Consider the following 15391-nt stretch of genomic DNA (forward strand, 5'->3'; position numbering starts at 1 on the left):
CGCCGATCGCCAGGATCCCCGCAGGTACGATGGTCGCGCGGAAGACCGCACTCCCCCGAGATCCCGGAGAACACGGTGCCCACGATCGTCGTTGAAGTCATGCCCAAGGCCGAGCTGCTCGACCCGCAGGGGAAGGCCGTGGCCGGCGCACTCGCGCGGCTGGGCCACTCCGCCCTGCACGGCGTGCGGGTGGGAAAGCGCTTCGAGATCACGGTGGACGAGGTGACCGACGAGGTGCGCGCCTCGGTGCAGGCGATCGCCGACGAGATGCTCTCGAACTCGGTGATCGAGGACGTCGTCGGGATCCACTACCCGGAGCAGGCCGCCCGATGAGGATCGGCGTCATCACCTTCCCCGGCTCGCTCGACGACCGCGACGCCCAGCGCGCCGTCCGCTTCGCGGGCGCGGATCCGGTCGCGCTCTGGCACGGCGACCACGACCTCGACGGGGTCGACGCGATCGTGCTGCCCGGCGGATTCTCGTACGGCGACTACCTGCGCTGCGGCGCCATCGCCTCCCACTCGCCGATCATGCGCGAGGTGATCGACGCGGCGAACGCCGGGACGCCGGTGCTGGGCATCTGCAACGGCTTCCAGATGTTGACGGAGGCGCACCTGCTGCCGGGCGGCCTGATCGCGAACGACATCGGATCCTTCGTCTGCCGCGACCAGCGCCTGCTCGTCGCGAGCACCGAGACCGCCTGGACGAACGGCTTCGAGCCCGGCCAGGAGATCACGATCCCGCTCAAGAACGGCGAGGGCGGCTACATCGCCTCGGCCGAGACTCTGCTCGAACTGGAGGCGGAGGGACGCGTCGTGGTCCGCTACCTCGGCCACAACCCGAACGGCTCGATGAACGACATCGCCGGCATCAGCAACCGTCGCGGCAACGTGGTGGGGCTCATGCCGCACCCGGAGCACGCGGTCGAGGAAGGCTTCGGGCCGGACACTGCCGCGGCGATGCGCTCGGGCGTCGACGGGCTGACCTTCTTCACCTCGGCGCTGCGCTCGCTGCTCGCCTCGGTCTGACGCGGCACGATCCACGAAAGACGGATCAGGCCGCGACGAGCTTCGCCAGGTACGTCGCGGGCTTGAGAGACAGGCGCGGCTCGGCTTGCCGGAAGGCGTGAATGGCGGTGACCTGCTTGCGTGGTTCGATCCCGCGCTCCGCGAGCAGACGACGACCCCACTCGACCGCAGAGGCGACGGCGGCCGACGTGCTCGACGTTCCTTCGCCGAAGATGGCGACAAGCTCCTCGGCCGGATCTGCGTGGTCGCCGAAGAAACCGCTGAGGGGAGATGCCATCGTGAGTTCCCTTCTCTCGTTGTGAGGTGCGCGGCGAGGACGGCCGCGCACCTCCATCATCGACGCCTGCTGGTGGAGCTGCCATCAGCCGGACGTACCTTCTTGGCCGCTGTCGGGGCGGTGTCCGGGCGTTCTTCGCGGCGGGGCGCGCTCACGGACCGGTGAGCACCTCCGGCTCGGGGTTCATCGAGATGGTGGGGATCGAGGCGGTGATCACGGTCCCGTCGGAACGGCGGGTGCCCTCGATGTCGGAGGTGGTCGGGGCGCCGTGCAGGCGGCGGCCCTGATGGGTGAGCGGCACGCGCACGGGGCTGCCCGCCGCGACGTGCACGCGCTCGTCGCGGACGGTGATCGCGGCCGAGTCGCCGGTCTCGACGCTCAGCACGACCTCCGTCTGCGTCACCTCGACGCGCACGCGCGTGCCGTGGAGGGTGATGCGGAAGACGAGGCGCTCCCAGTCGTCGGGCAGGCGCGGGTCGAGCGTGATCCGGCCGCCGTGGTCGCGCATCCCGCCGAAGCCGTAGACCAGGGCACTCCAGACACCGCCGGTGGAGGCGACGTGAATGCCGTCCGCCGTGTTGCGGTGCAGATCGGCGAGGTCGACGAAGAGCGCCGACAGGAAGTAGTGGCGGGCGAGGTCGCTGTAGCCGACCTCGGCCGCGATAATCGACTGCACGACGGCCGAGAGAGTCGAGTCGCCGGTGGTCAGCGCGTCGTAGTACTCGAAGTCGGCGCGCTTCTGCTCCGCGGTGAACTCGTTGCCCTGCAGCAGCAGCGCGAGCACGACATCCGCCTGCTTGAGCACCTGGAAGCGGTAGATCACCAGCGGGTGGAAGTGCAGCAGCAGCGGGCGCTTACTCGCCGGAGTGTTCTCCAGGTCCCACAGCTCCTTCTCGAGGAAGGCCGCGTCCTGCGGGTGGATGCCCGCCCGGGCGTCGAAGGGGATGTGCATCTTCTCGGCGGCGCGCGCCCACTCGAGCACCTCGCCCTCATTGAGAGCGAGGCGGTCGGCCATCCGCTCGTACGCGGCCGGCTCGACGGCCCTGAGCAGCTCGACGGCACGCGCGGCCGAGCGGAGGTTCGACCGGGCCATGACGTTCGTGTACAGGTTGTCGTTAACGACGGTCGTGTACTCGTCCGGTCCCGTCACTCCGTGAATGTGGAAGTGGTCGTCGCCGTTGCTGCGCCAGAAGCCCAGGTCGGCCCACATCCGCGCGGTCTCGACCAGGATGTCGATCGCCCCGCGAGCGAGGAAGTCGTCGTCTCCGGTCGCGCCCACGTACTGCATCAGCGCATACGAGATGTCGGCGTCGATGTGGTACTGCGCGGTGCCGGCGGCGTAGTACGCCGACGACTCCTGCCCGTTGATGGTGCGCCACGGGAACAGCGCGCCGCGCTGGTTCAGCTCCGCCGCCCGCGAGCGGGCCGCCTCGAGCATGTTCTGGCGGAAGCGCAGGGCGTTACGGGCGACGAGCGGCGCCGTGTAACTGAGGAACGGCAGGACGTAGACCTCGGTGTCCCAGAAGTAGTGGCCGCCGTAGCCGGAGCCCGAGACGCCCTTGGCCGCGACTCCGCCGCCGTCGGTGCGGGCGGTGGACTGCGCGAGCTGGAAGAGGTTCCAGCGGGTGGCCTGCTGGATCGCGGGCTGGCCGTCGATCTGCACGTCGGAGCGGGTCCAGAAATCGTCGAGCCACTCGCGCTGCTTGGTGAACTGCTCCTCCACCGGAGTCTCGCGGGCGCGGTCGAGCGTGCGGTCGCAGCGGTCGGCGAGCTCGCGCACGGGCACGCCGCGGGAGGTGTGGTAGGTCAGCGTCTTGACCAGGCGCACCGGTCGGCCGGCCTTGGCCTGCACCCGGTAGACGTGCTTGGCGAGGTCGTCGTCGATCTGCGACGTCTGGTCCCACTCGTTCTCGGTCTCGAGCTGGTGCTCGGCGCCGCACGCGACGGTCATCTGCGAGTTGGTGGTGCGGTAGCCGAGGAGATAGCGCGTGCCGCTCACGCGCTTGAGGCGGGGCTGGAGCACCCGATCCTCGAACGACTCCGCCTGGCGCGGGTCGAAGCCGGCGCCCTCGCTGCCGGAGGGGGCGTGGTACTCGTCGACTCCGTCCTGCCGGTTGAGGATCTGGCTCGAGATGAGCACGGAGGCGTCGGCGTCGAGCATCTCGACCTCGTAGTCGAGGATCGCGAGGTGCCGGTCGGTGAACGAGACCAGGCGACGCGAGCGGAGCAGGACGCGCTTACCCGACGGGGTGCGCCACTCCAGCTCGCGGGTGAGCACGCCGTTCGCGAAGTCGAGGCGCCGTGAGTACGCGAGGACGTCGGCCTCGCTCAGCACGAACGGCTCGTCGTCGACGTAGAGGCGGACGATTTTCGCGTCGGGCACGTTGACGATGGTCTGGCCGACGCGGGCGAAACCGAACGCCTCCTCCGCGTGGCGGATCGGCCAGGTCTCGTGGAACCCGTTGATGAACGTCCCGTAGGCGTAGCCGTCGCGCCCCTCCTCCACGTTGCCGCGCAGGCCCAGGTAGCCGTTGCCGGTGGCGAACAGCGTCTCGGTGCGGCCCTGCAGCTCGGAGGCGAACTCGGTCTCGACGAGGGCCCACTCGTCGATCGGGAAGCGGTTCCGGTCGAGCGGGTCGGAGGTGATGGGGTTCATGCGGCGTCCTCGGGGGCGGTGGGGAGGAAGGGGAGCAACTCGGCCAGGTCGTCCACGACCAGGTCAGCGCCGTGCTCGAGCAGGGTGTCGGCGCCGACTCCGCGGTCGACACCGACGACGAGGCCGAAGCCGCCCGCGCGGCCCGCAGCGACTCCGGAGTGCGCGTCCTCGAGAACGGCGCAGTCGGCGGCCGCAAGGCCGAGGAGTTCGGCCGCGTAGAGGTAGGTGTCCGGCGCGGGCTTGCCGACGATCGAGCGCTCGGCCGCGAGCAGTCCGTCCACGACGACCTCGAAGCGCTCGCGCAGGCCCGCGGCCTCGAGCACGGGCACGCCGTTGCGGGAGGAGGTCACGACAGCGACCTGCACGCCCGCGGCGATCGCGGCGTCGACGAAGCGGAGCGAGCCCGGGTAAGGCGCTACTCCGTTCTCGGCGAGGGTGCGGTTGAAGGCGTCGTTCTTGCGGTTGCCGAGCCCGCAGACGGTCTCGAGCGACGGGTCGTCCCCCGGTGTGCCCTCGGGCAGGGTGATGCCGCGCGAGGCGAGGAGCGCCCGGACACCGTCGTAGCGCGGGCGGCCGTCGATGTACCGGAAGTAGTCGGCGTCGGTGTAGCCCTCGGCGACGCTGCGCGAGGAGAGGTAGTCGGTGAACAGCCGTGACCAGGCCTGCATGTGGACGTCGGCGGTCGGCGTCAGCACTCCGTCGAGGTCGAACAGGAGCGCGCGCAGGCCGCGAAGGGCGGAGGCATCGGGGCGCATCGGGGATGCAGTCACGGCGGGGGGACCTCTGATCGGGGGCAGGCGTTCGGCGGTTCCGCCGATGACGGTCGTCCGCCGCGGACTGGACGTATCGTATACGCCCCCCGGTCGCCGTGTGGAACCGTTTACACGTCCGTCATCTCTGCGCCATCCAGGGTGCCGATCCGCGCCGCGGCGGGGCGATATCGCCCGAGCGGAAGCATCAGCGGGGGTGCCCCCAGTCGGGTCGGTGAGGACGCGGGTGTCGAGGAAAAACCCGGCGAGCACCGCCGCCTCGGGCGCTCTCCAGCCTCGGTGACAGACGTCAGGCCGTCGCGAGCTTCTCGACAGTGCGGAGGTTCCGCGTCGTGGTGGTCGAGCGGTAGGCGGAGCGGGCGAGGACCTTCGCGACGGGAGTGTCCGTGGAGGATCCGCGCGGGCAGCGCCAGTAGAGGACGTCGACACCGCGGGCGACCAGCTCGACCGCCGGGTCCGGATCACCGATCGCCGCCTGCGCGGCGTCGAGCGCGGCCTCATCGGAGCCGAAGACGACGTAGGGGTGCGCCTCGTCGTCGATCCGCGGAAAGGGGTAGGCAGCGAGCACGGCGGCGAGCGCCTCCTGCGTCACGAGCACGATCCAGGCGTCGTAGCCGAACCGCTCGGCGAGCGCCGCTTCGAGCGCGGGCTTCAGCTCGGCGACGGGGCGGTCGGAGTCGAGAGCCGCGTTGCCGCTCGCCAACACCGTCCGCACCCGCTCCCCTCCGACGCCGGCGACCGTCTCGGCGAGCTCCGCGTTGCGGACCGTCCGTCCGTTGACATTCACTCCGCGCAGGAGGGCGATAAAACGGGTCATGCGGCCGACGGTAGCGTGAGGGCATGGCGCTCGGAAGCGGACGACGACCCCGGCGGAGCCTCGAGGAGGAGATCCTGCTCGCGAGCGAGCGTGGATCGGGCGCGAGGACGCGCGCGGAGCTGGTGCCTCCCTCCGGCCGCCGCCTGGTGCTGCCGCCCGGATCCGGCACGCTGCTGCGCGTCGATGCGGGTGCCCTGGTGTCCCTCGCCGCGCAGGAGGACCTGCTGATCGCGCTGGAGCGGCGGCCCGGCGAGCACGCGGTGGCCGCGACTCCGCTGCTCTCGTGGTGGTCGGCGACCCCGTCGGTGCCCGGCGAGGAGGAGGAGCGCAGACTCGACGCGCTCGTGCTGCGGACGGTGGAGCTCGGGGCGGGGCCTGCGGAGGACGTGGATTCGCGGCTGCGGGAGCTGGCGCGCGTGGGGGACCTCGACGCGCTCGGCTCGGCGCTGGCACTGCTGGCGCGCATCCCGGACCCGCCGGCGGCGTTCCAGGATGGGGACGGCTTCCTGCGTGTGATGGTGCCGGAGTCACCGTTCGAGCGGCGGCTCGAGGTGCTCACGGAGGCGCAGGGCACAGCGGGAGCGCTGCTGGTGCTGCTCCGGGACTGCGCGTTCACGGCGACTCTGCCGCGGCGACGCTCGGCGATCGCGGCGATGAACGAGCGGGTGCGGGCGAGCGCGGAACCGGGGCGACTCGACTCCGCCCGGCTGGACCTGCTCGCGGAGGCGGTGGACGCGGCGCTGGACAAGCGCTGGACCGTGCTCTGAGGGCCCGCCTCCTCCCGCCTGTCGGCCGCTCCGGCACGCGTGAGCATGTTGGGCTCGCGGAAATACGTTCGGCTCGTAGGAACGGGCGGATTCGGCGAGCCGAGCGCGAATCCACGAGCCGGAGTTCAACGCCAACGCGCCCCCGGATGAATAGGGTGGTCGGATGCCTCTCACCGGTCTCGACCTCCGCCGCTTCCCCGCCGCCGTCACCGCGGACGGCGGACCCGACTCCGCCACGGCCGCGTGGGCGACGGCGATCAACTCGGGCTTCCACGAGAAGGAGTTCACGCCCGAGAAGCTGCGCGACTGGGCCGAGCACATGGTGGCCGACCAGCGCGTGCTCACCGCGGTCCTCGACTCCTCGGCCCCCGAGGGGCTGGACGGCGAGGGAGTACCGGTGGGCACCTACGCCGCCTTCCCTGGGGCGCTGCAGGTCGGTCGCGGGCGCGAGCTGGCGGCGCACCTCGTGTCGCAGGTGACCGTGCGACCCACGCACCGGCGCCGCGGCATCCTGCGCGCGATGATCACCGAGGACCTGCGCCTGGCGAAGGAGGCCGGCACGCCGGTCGCGGCGCTCACGGCGAGCGAGGCCTCCATCTACCGCCGGTTCGGCTTCGGCCGCTCGGCCTTCACCCGCTCGATCCGCGTCGACACGGGGCCGCGCTTCGGTCTGCAGACCGAGCCCGCGGGTCGCGTCGAGGTCGTGTCGACGAGCTGGCTGAAGCCGCGCATCCCGGAGGTGTTCGCCGCCTTCCAGGCATCGACCCCCGGCTCGCTGACCCGGCAGTCGCGCTACGAGGCGAACTCGGTCGGGACCGCGTCCGGCGAGACCACGCCCGGCCTCGACGTCCGCTCGGCCGTGCACCTCGACGACGACGGAACCCTCGACGGCTTCGTGACGTACCGCGCGGTCGGACCCGAGGACGACCACACGCTCGAGATCGTCGACCTCGTCGCTCCCAGCGCCGACGCCTACCTTGCGCTCTGGGGCTATCTCGGCGCGGTGGACCTCGCCTCCGCGGTCACCTGGGACATGGCTCCCGTCGACGACCCGCTGACCTGGGCCCTCCGCGACGCGCGCGTCGTTCAGGTGCGGCACGTGGGCGACCTGATCTGGCTGCGGATCCTCGACGTCGCCACCGCGTTCTCGGCTCGGCCGTGGACCGCGGACGACACAGTGGTGGTCGAGGTGACCGACGGGCTGGGGCTCGCCGGCGGGCGTTATCGGATCACCGCGGAGGGCGGCTCCGGCACGGTGGAGAGCACGGAGGACGACGCCGAGCTGTCGCTGGACGTGGCGGACCTGGGATCGCTGCTGCTGGGCTCCGTACGGCCGTCCATCCTGGCGCGCGCCGGGTTGGCGCGGCTCGTGGGAGATCAGGAGCGGGTGGACCGGCTGTTCGCGCCGGTGGCGACTCCGTACTGCATCTCGTTCTTCTAGGCGGCTTGTTTTTCTCGGGGGCTCGCCGGGGCCGGGCGTGCGATTCGCAGGACATCCGTGCACAACCGAGCACTTTTCCCTGCAAGATTCGGTGCGACGTCGAGATCCCCTGCGAATCGCACAGGCCCCTGCAGATCGCACACCCGGCGGCCCGGACTGCCAGCCTCCTCCGGGCGTCCGCGCATCCCGCGTCGGTCATGCTGGAGGATCCCGTCCCCGACACCGCCAGGAGTTCCGCGTGGGTGCATCAGTCATCGTCGACGTCATCGTCGTGCTGAGTCTCATCGGCGCGCTCGTCGACGGAGTGCGGCGCGGCCTTCTCCGCACCCTCGGTGGCCTCGCGGGGATCGTCGCCGGCGCGATCGGCGCCTCCTTCGCCGTACCCGCCGTCTCGTCGTGGGCGGCCGGCAGCGAGTGGCGCCTGCTCGCCGTGATCGGGACCGCGGTGCTGCTGCTGGGCGTCGGCTACGCGATCGGAGCAGCGCTGGGCGCGATCATCGGCCGCGGCGCGGACAGAGTGAAGCTCGGCCTGCTCGACCGGCTCGCGGGAGGCGTCGCCGGCCTAGCGATCAGCGGGCTGGTCTGGATCGCCGTCACCTCGGCCGTCTCCCTCCTCGGCGTCCCCCTCCTCACCACCTCCGTCGCCGGCTCGACCGTGGTCCGCGCAATCGACGACCTCACTCCCTCCCCCGTCCGCGCCCTCCTCGCGCAGCTCCAGTCGACCGTCGTCGACGAGGGCACCTCCTGGGTCGTCGAGGCGCTCGACGCGCCGACGCAGGCACCCGTCATCCCGGATGTGGCGACTGATGACCCGGAGGTGGCCGCCGCCGCCCGCTCGGTCGTGCGCGTCTCCGGCACGGCCTGGGCCTGCGATATCGGAGTGACGGGCAGCGGCTTCGTCGTCTCGGACGACCGCGTGATCACCAACGCGCATGTGGTGGCCGGAGTCTCGGAGCCGGTCGTCGAGGCCCCGGGCGAGGCACCGCGCACTGGCCGGATCGTCTACCTCGACCCGGCCGCCGACCTCGCCGTGATCGCCGTCACCGGGCTCGACGCGTCCCCGCTCCCGCTCGACGACGCCGTCGCGGCCGGAGACGACGCCGTCGTCGCGGGCTACCCCTTCGGTGGCCCGCTGACGGTCGGCTCCGCGGAGGTCTCCTCCGACGCGACGGTTTCGCTGATGGTCGACGGAGCGCCGACCTTGCGCGAGGTGCTGACGCTCGCCGCGGTGGTCAACCAGGGCAACTCGGGCGGTCCCCTGCTCTCGCTCGAGGGCACCGTCTCTGGTGTCGTCTTCGGCAAGGCCGCCTCGGTCGACAATGTCGGCTACGCCATCCCGCTCACGGCGCTCTCACCGGTGGCGGCGCAGGCCGCCTCCCTGACGGACGCCGTCGATCCGGGGGCCTGCCGTTCGACGTGAGCGATCACGGCAGCGGACCGCCCGTCAGCACGAGCGTGAGGTCGTCGAGCCGCACCGTCTCGGGGTGCGCCGACTCAAGATAGGCGGTGACCCGCGGATCGACCGGGAAGCGCGACGACGGCGCGATGGCGATAGCGACGATGCCGGTGGAGGACGGATCGGTCGTCACGCGGTCCCCGAGGTAGGGCACGTAGACGCCGGACGACATGCCCTGCGCGAGCACGAGGCCGCCGTCGAGCCCGCGCTCACGCAGCACGTCGGCCACCCGCGCGATCCCGGTCGGCCGCTCCTCGGCGATGCCCGCAGAGGTGGCGGCCGCGACCACAATGGAGGCGGCCAGCAGCACGGCGCCCGACCCGCGCGCGACTAGCGCGGGCAGCAGGATCCCGCCGCGCAGCGCCTCCGCGATGCCGATGCCCGCCAGCGCACACAGCAGCCAGGCCCACGCCGCGTAATAGTGCGGCAGCGCCACCGAGCTGACGACCACGTGGAACACCAGCAGGAGCAGGGTCGCGCCCCCGAGGTACAGCACCAGAGCCCGACGCCGCGGAGCGAGCAGGGCCAGCAGGGCGCCCAGGAGCAGCACGGCGAGCGCCACCGGGCCGATCCCGGCGAGCATGAACCAGAGGTTCGCCCACCACGGCGGGAAGACGTACGCGGACCCGGCGACCTCGATCAGGTGGCCGATGGCGTTGTGCTCGGACTGGAAGTCGAGCAGGTACGGAATCGCCTCGACCGGGTGCACAGGCAGGTAGGCGAGGACCCCGGTCACGACGAACGCGACCGCGAAGGCGAGGGCGCCCCGGAGGGTCCGGCCGCGACTCCCCGAGCGCAGCAGCGGCAGGAGGAACACGGGCACGAGGACGGCGGTGGTCAGCTTCGAGGTGACCGACAGGGCCAGCAGCGCGCCGGCCAGGGCGATCAGCCAGCCGCTCCGCCTGCCGGGCGAGGCGCGCGACCAGGTCCACGCCGCCGCCATCGCCGCGACGGCGAACAGCACCATGAACGGCTCCAGCAGGGCGAGCCGGTCGATCCGGGTGCCTGCGCCCACGGCGGTACGCGGGAAGAGGAGGAACAGTCCGGCCGGGATCAGCGCAAGCGTCGAGCCGAGCTCGCTCCGGAACCACAGCCAGAGGATCGCGCCGGTGAGGAAGGCGGCCGTACCGGCGGCGATTCTGCCCGCGAGCAGTCCCTCGCCGAGGAGCACCTGCGCCAGCCCGATCAGGTACTTCGCGACCGGTGGATGCTCGAGGTTCGCGCTCACGTCACCGTGGAGGTAGTCCCACCCGGCGGCGAGGTACACGGGCTCGTCGGAGGAGATGTTCGCCGCGCTGAGGTTCCCGAAGCACTGGTAGAGCGCCCACAGCACGGTCCCGATCAGAGCCGCCCGCTTCACCCGCCCGATCCTAGGCGCCGACGCCCGCACCGCCCGCTCGCCCGGGCCGAGGCGGCGGCGCCGGGTAGGATCGACGCGCATCCCGTCCCCCTCCCCTGGAGCCTCCAGCACATGGCAGACAGCCGCACCGCCGTTCCCGACACCACTGCGAACGCGGAGGCGACGCCCGAGCGGGAGCAGCCCTACGCGGCCCTCGGACTCAAGCCCGACGAGTACGCGAGGATCCGCGAGATCCTCGGCCGGCGCCCCACCAGCGGCGAGCTCGCGATGTACTCGGTGATGTGGAGCGAGCACTGCTCCTACAAGTCGTCCAAGATGTACCTCCGCCAGTTCGGGCAGAAGGTCTCGCCCGCGATGAAGAAGAACCTCATGGTCGGCATGGGCGAGAACGCGGGAGTGGTCGACGTCGGCGAGGGCTGGGCGGTCACCTTCAAGATCGAGAGCCACAACCACCCCAGCTACATCGAGCCGTTCCAGGGAGCGGCGACCGGAGTCGGCGGCATCGTCCGCGACATCATCTCGATGGGCGCGCGGCCGGTCGCGGTCATGGACGCGCTGCGCTTCGGAGCGATCGACGACCCGGACACCGCCCGCGTCGTGCACGGCGTCGTGGCCGGCATCTCCTTCTACGGCAACTGCCTCGGCCTGCCGAACATCGGCGGCGAGACGTACTTCGACTCCGTCTACCAGGGCAACCCGCTCGTGAACGCGCTCGCCGTCGGCGTCCTGCGCCATGAGGACCTGCACCTCGCGAACGCCCGCGGCGTCGGCAACAAGGTGGTGCTCTTCGGGGCGCGCACGGGAGGCGACGGCATCGGCGGCGCGTCGATCCTCGCCTCCGACACCTTCGCCGACGGTGGACCGACCAAGCGCCCCGCGGTGCAGGTCGGCGATCCGTTCGCCGAGAAGGTGCTCATCGAATGCTGCCTCGAGCTGTTCCGCAAGGACCTCGTCGAGGGCATCCAGGACCTGGGCGCGGCGGGTATCTCGTGCGCCACCTCCGAGTTGGCGTCGAACGGCGACGGCGGCATGTTCATCTCGCTCGACTCCGTGCTGCTGCGCGACCCCTCGCTCACGGCGGAGGAGATCCTGATGTCGGAGTCGCAGGAGCGGATGATGGCCGTCGTCCGGCCCGACAAGCTCGACGCGTTCCTCGAGGTCGTCGGCAAGTGGGACGTCGAGACCAGCGTGCTCGGCGAGGTCACCGACTCCGGCCGCCTGATCATCGACTGGCACGGCGAAGAGATCGTCAACGTCGACCCGCGCACCGTCGCCGTCGACGGGCCGGTCTACGAGCGCCCGATCGCCTACCCGATCTGGCTCGATGCGCTCCAGGCCGACTCCTCCTCCCGCCTGCCCCGGTCGAGCGACGGTGACGCGCTGCGCGCCGAGACCCTGGCGCTTCTGGGCTCCGCGAACCTGGCCGACAAGAGCTGGATCACCTCGCAGTACGACCGCTACGTGCTCGGCAACACGGCGCTGAGCTACCCGGACGACGGCGGCATGGTCCGCGTCGACGAGGAGTCGGGCCTGGGCTTCGCGGTCGCGACCGACGCGAACGGCCGTTGGTGCCAGCTCGACCCCGCGCAGGGTGCGCGCCTGGCGCTGGCCGAGGCGTTCCGCAACGTCGCGGTCACCGGAGCGACGCCGGTCGCCGTCTCGGACTGCCTCAACTTCGGCAGCCCCGAGAACCCGGAGGTGATGTGGCAGTTCCGCGAGGCCGTGGGCGCCCTCGCCGATGCGTGCCTCGAACTCGAGATCCCCGTGACCGGCGGCAACGTCTCGTTCTACAACCAGACCGGTGACGTGCCGATCTTCCCGACTCCGGTCGTGGGCGTGCTCGGCGTGATCGACGACGTCGCCCGCCGCATCCCCTCCGGCTGGCAGGACGAGGGCGACAACCTCTACCTCCTCGGCACGACCCGCGACGAGCTCGACGGCTCCGCGTGGGCCGGCACGGTGCACGACCACCTCGGCGGGCTGCCGCCGCAGCTCGATCTGGCGGCTGAGCGGGCGCTGGCCGAGCTGATCTCGGCGGGCGCGAAGGAGTCGCTGATCGCCTCCGCCCACGACCTCGCCGACGGCGGGCTTGTGGTCGCGCTGGCCGAGTCGGCCCTGCGCTTCGGCGTCGGGGCGCGCATCTGGCTCGGCGAGCTGATGGAGCGCGACGGCGTCGACGCGACGGCCGCGCTGTTCTCGGAGTCGACGGGCCGCGTGCTCGTGTCGGTGCCGCGCGAGGACGACGTGAAGTTCCGCGGGCTCTGCGAGGGCCGGGGCTACCCGGTGCTGCGGATCGGCGTGACCGACGCGGCGACTCCCGCGGTCGAGGTGCAGGGGCTGTTCACGCTGCCGCTGGACGAGCTGCGCGCCGTCAACAGCGCCGTGCTGCCGCGCCACTTCGGCTGAGCGCGCACGGGCGTCGCGAGCCCGGCCCACCCTCCCGCCACTATCCAAAAGTTGTCGCACTCGACGCCGAGTGCGACAACTTTTGGATAGTGGCGCTTACGGTGCCGGTTGCGCCCGGTCGGCTGCCGCGGTCGGGACAGTCGGCACGGGCCGCGCAGCCGAGTCCGAGCCCGCGGCGGGCGGCTCTCCGGCGACGGATACCGTCGACGGCGCGGCGACCGGGCTCGTCTCCCCGACGGGGTTCGGCGCCTCAGCCGTGCAGCCGGCCAGCAGGACCACCGTGGCAAGGGCGATGAGGAGGCGCTGCGTCGTCCGGACCATTCCGCGACTCTAACTCGGCACCCGCACGCGCGGGCAGCACCGCGCCCGACGCCACCCCCTGACGAGCGCCACCGATTGACCTCCCCCGTCGATCACAGCCATACCGAACACCTGTTGGACATCCGGCCCGATCAGGCGTCGACTGGAGCCATGCAGTACACGCAGCTCGGCCGCACCGGCCTGTCCGTCTCCCGCACCGTCCTCGGCACCATGAACTTCGGCATGCAGACCGAGGAGTCCGACTCGTTCGCGATCATGGATCGCGCGCACGAGCTCGGCGTCAACTTCTTCGACACGGCCAACGTCTACGGAGGCGAGGCCGGCCGCGGTGCGACCGAGGAGATCGTGGGCCGCTGGTTCGCGCAGGGCGGCGAGCGGCGCGAACGCACAGTCCTCGCAACCAAGGTTTTCGGCGACATGGGCGAGTTCGCGGCCCCCGGAGCCGAGCGCGGCCGCGACTCCTGGCCCAACGGAGGCCGCCTCTCGGCTCTCACTCTGCGCCGCGCCCTCGACGAGAGCCTGCGCCGCCTGCAGACCGACCACATCGACCTCTACCAGTTCCACCACGTCGACCGGACGACGCCGTGGGACGAGATCTGGCAGGCGATGGAGGTCGCCGTGCAGCAGGGCAAGGTTCTCTACGTCGGCTCCAGCAACTTCGCCGGCTGGCACATCGCCCAGGCGCAGGAGGCGGCGCGCGCCCGCCACTTCACTGGCCTCGCCTCGGAGCAGTCGATCTACAACCTGCTCGTCCGCGACGTCGAGCGCGAGGTCCTGCCGGCCGCGCTGCACTACGGGCTCGGTGTCATCCCCTGGTCGCCGCTGCAGGGCGGGTTGCTGGGCGGCGTGCTCGAGAAGACCGCGGAGGGCGGGCGCCGCTCCTCCGAGCGCAGCCTCGCTGCGATCCAGGAGCACCGCCCCGCGCTGGAGCAGTGGGAGGCGTTCGCCCGCGAGCGCGGCGAGGCGCCTGGCGAGCTGGCCCTGGCCTGGCTCCTGCACCAGCCCGCGGTCACCGGGCCGATCACCGGCCCGCGCACGCTCGAGCAGCTCGAGAGCGCCGTCGCCGCCGTCGACATCACCCTCGACTCCGAGGCTCTCGCGCGCCTCGACGAGATCTTCCCCGGCCACCGGAGCGCCCCCGAGGACTACGCCTGGTGACCACCCACCCCACTGCGAAGGAGCATTCATGAAGCAGCGCACTCTCGGCGACATCCAAGTCGGCGCGATCGGACTCGGCGGCATGCCGATGTCGATCGAGGGCCGCCCGGACCGCGAGCGGTCGATCGCCACGATCCACGCGGCGCTGGACGCCGGCGTCACCCTGATCGACACGGCCGACGCCTACCACCTCGCGACCCAGGACGACCTCGGCCACAACGAACTGCTGATCGCGGAGGCGCTGCGCGGCTACGGCGGCGACACCTCCACAGTGCTTGTCGCCACGAAGGGCGGGCACCTGCGGCGCGAGCCCGGGCCCTGGGACCAGAACGGGCGCCCTGAGTACCTGAAGGAGGCGGCACGCGCGTCCGCGCAGCGCCTCGGCGTCGAGGCGATCGGCCTCTACCAGTACCACCGGCCCGACCCCGCCGTCCCGTACGCCGACTCGATCGGCGCGCTCGCCGAGCTGCTCGACGAGGGGCTCATCCTCCGTGCCGGGATCTCGAACGCCGACCCCGACCAGATCCGCGAGGCGCACAGCATCCTCGGCGAGCGCCTGGTCTCGGTGCAGAACCAGTTCTCGCCGTCGTTCCGCTCCAGCGAGGCGGAGCTCGAGCTCTGCGCGGAGCTGGGCCTGGCCTTCCTGCCGTGGAGCCCGCTGGGCGGCATCTCGTCGGCGGGCGAACTCGGCTCGCGCTACTCCGCCTTCGCGACGGTCGCCGAGGCGCACGGAGTGACGCCGCAGGTGGTCTGCCTCGCCTGGGAGCTGGCGAAGGCCCCGGTCGTGCTGCCGATCCCCGGGGCGTCGCGCCCCGAGAGCATCCGCGACTCGGCGACGGCCGCCGATCTGCAGCTCAGCGCCGAGGAGCTGGCCTCGCTCGGCTGATTCCGTTCATAACGCAGGAAGGATTCGGATCCGGCCTCCGCCCCACGC

At 71.6% G+C, this 15391-nt stretch carries 14 protein-coding genes; 8 read left to right on the top strand and 6 right to left on the bottom strand.

Annotated elements, in window-relative coordinates:
* Positions 1-75 precede the first annotated feature (75 nt).
* Both purS and purQ read left to right on the top strand, forming a co-directional pair.
* Positions 76-333, top strand: a complete 258-nt coding sequence (purS, locus tag A6122_RS13845) for a phosphoribosylformylglycinamidine synthase subunit PurS (protein ID WP_068256025.1) — start codon at positions 76-78, stop codon at positions 331-333.
* Positions 330-1028 carry a phosphoribosylformylglycinamidine synthase subunit PurQ gene (gene purQ, locus A6122_RS13850; RefSeq protein WP_068256026.1) on the top strand — a complete coding sequence of 233 codons (699 nt, stop codon included), beginning with the start codon at positions 330-332 and terminating at the stop codon, positions 1026-1028. Before purS ends, purQ begins: the two co-directional genes overlap by 4 nt.
* A 25-nt stretch (positions 1029-1053) precedes the next feature.
* On the opposite strand, the gene A6122_RS13855 is transcribed toward purQ, so the two are convergent.
* The 4 genes from A6122_RS13855 to A6122_RS13870 all read right to left on the bottom strand — a co-directional run bounded on the left by A6122_RS13855 (position 1054) and on the right by A6122_RS13870 (position 5548).
* Positions 1054-1305, bottom strand: coding sequence for a hypothetical protein (locus A6122_RS13855; RefSeq protein ID WP_068256027.1), 252 nt, complete (start codon positions 1303-1305; stop codon positions 1054-1056).
* A 151-nt stretch (positions 1306-1456) separates the two neighbouring features.
* Complete coding sequence (locus tag A6122_RS13860; protein WP_068256032.1) at positions 1457-3961, bottom strand: glycoside hydrolase family 65 protein; 2505 nt, start codon at positions 3959-3961, stop codon at positions 1457-1459.
* Positions 3958-4716 carry an HAD family hydrolase gene (locus A6122_RS13865; RefSeq protein ID WP_068256035.1) on the bottom strand — a complete coding sequence of 253 codons (759 nt, stop codon included), beginning with the start codon at positions 4714-4716 and terminating at the stop codon, positions 3958-3960. The genes A6122_RS13860 and A6122_RS13865 overlap by 4 nt, the downstream gene beginning before the upstream one ends.
* Positions 4717-5020: 304 nt before the next feature.
* Positions 5021-5548, bottom strand: a complete 528-nt coding sequence (locus tag A6122_RS13870) for a DUF1697 domain-containing protein (RefSeq protein ID WP_068256040.1) — start codon at positions 5546-5548, stop codon at positions 5021-5023.
* A gap of 23 nt (positions 5549-5571) precedes the next feature.
* Between A6122_RS13870 and A6122_RS13875 the strand changes: the two genes are divergently transcribed.
* The 3 genes from A6122_RS13875 to A6122_RS13885 all read left to right on the top strand — a co-directional run bounded on the left by A6122_RS13875 (position 5572) and on the right by A6122_RS13885 (position 9176).
* The gene (locus A6122_RS13875) at positions 5572-6315 is read left to right on the top strand and encodes a DUF2254 family protein (protein WP_068256043.1); all 744 of its coding nucleotides are present in this window, start codon (positions 5572-5574) and stop codon (positions 6313-6315) included.
* Positions 6316-6478: 163 nt separating this feature from the next.
* The gene (locus tag A6122_RS13880) at positions 6479-7756 is read left to right on the top strand and encodes a GNAT family N-acetyltransferase (RefSeq protein WP_068256046.1); all 1278 of its coding nucleotides are present in this window, start codon (positions 6479-6481) and stop codon (positions 7754-7756) included.
* 238 nt (positions 7757-7994) lie between these two features.
* Positions 7995-9176 carry a MarP family serine protease gene (locus tag A6122_RS13885; protein ID WP_068256049.1) on the top strand — a complete coding sequence of 394 codons (1182 nt, stop codon included), beginning with the start codon at positions 7995-7997 and terminating at the stop codon, positions 9174-9176.
* Positions 9177-9180: 4 nt separating this feature from the next.
* On the opposite strand, the gene A6122_RS13890 is transcribed toward A6122_RS13885, so the two are convergent.
* Positions 9181-10653: a glycosyltransferase family 39 protein gene (locus A6122_RS13890; RefSeq protein ID WP_084416081.1), complete on the bottom strand. Its 1473-nt coding sequence runs from the start codon at positions 10651-10653 to the stop codon at positions 9181-9183.
* Between the two features lie 30 nt (positions 10654-10683).
* Between A6122_RS13890 and purL the strand changes: the two genes are divergently transcribed.
* The gene (gene purL, locus A6122_RS13895; RefSeq protein ID WP_068256055.1) at positions 10684-12978 is read left to right on the top strand and encodes a phosphoribosylformylglycinamidine synthase subunit PurL; all 2295 of its coding nucleotides are present in this window, start codon (positions 10684-10686) and stop codon (positions 12976-12978) included.
* A 96-nt stretch (positions 12979-13074) separates the two neighbouring features.
* Here the strand turns inward: purL and A6122_RS13900 are convergent, their stop codons facing one another.
* Positions 13075-13299 carry a hypothetical protein gene (locus A6122_RS13900; protein ID WP_068256058.1) on the bottom strand — a complete coding sequence of 75 codons (225 nt, stop codon included), beginning with the start codon at positions 13297-13299 and terminating at the stop codon, positions 13075-13077.
* Between the two features lie 150 nt (positions 13300-13449).
* Here A6122_RS13900 and A6122_RS13905 point away from each other — a divergent pair, with 150 nt between their 5' ends.
* Positions 13450-14457, top strand: coding sequence for an aldo/keto reductase (locus A6122_RS13905; RefSeq protein ID WP_068256062.1), 1008 nt, complete (start codon positions 13450-13452; stop codon positions 14455-14457).
* Positions 14458-14485: 28 nt separating this feature from the next.
* Positions 14486-15343, top strand: a complete 858-nt coding sequence (locus A6122_RS13910; RefSeq protein ID WP_068256067.1) for an aldo/keto reductase — start codon at positions 14486-14488, stop codon at positions 15341-15343.
* The last annotated feature ends 48 nt before the right edge of the window (positions 15344-15391 follow it).

Source organism: Rathayibacter tritici (genome assembly GCF_001641005.1).
GTDB classification, from domain to species: Bacteria; Actinomycetota; Actinomycetes; order Actinomycetales; family Microbacteriaceae; genus Rathayibacter; species Rathayibacter tritici.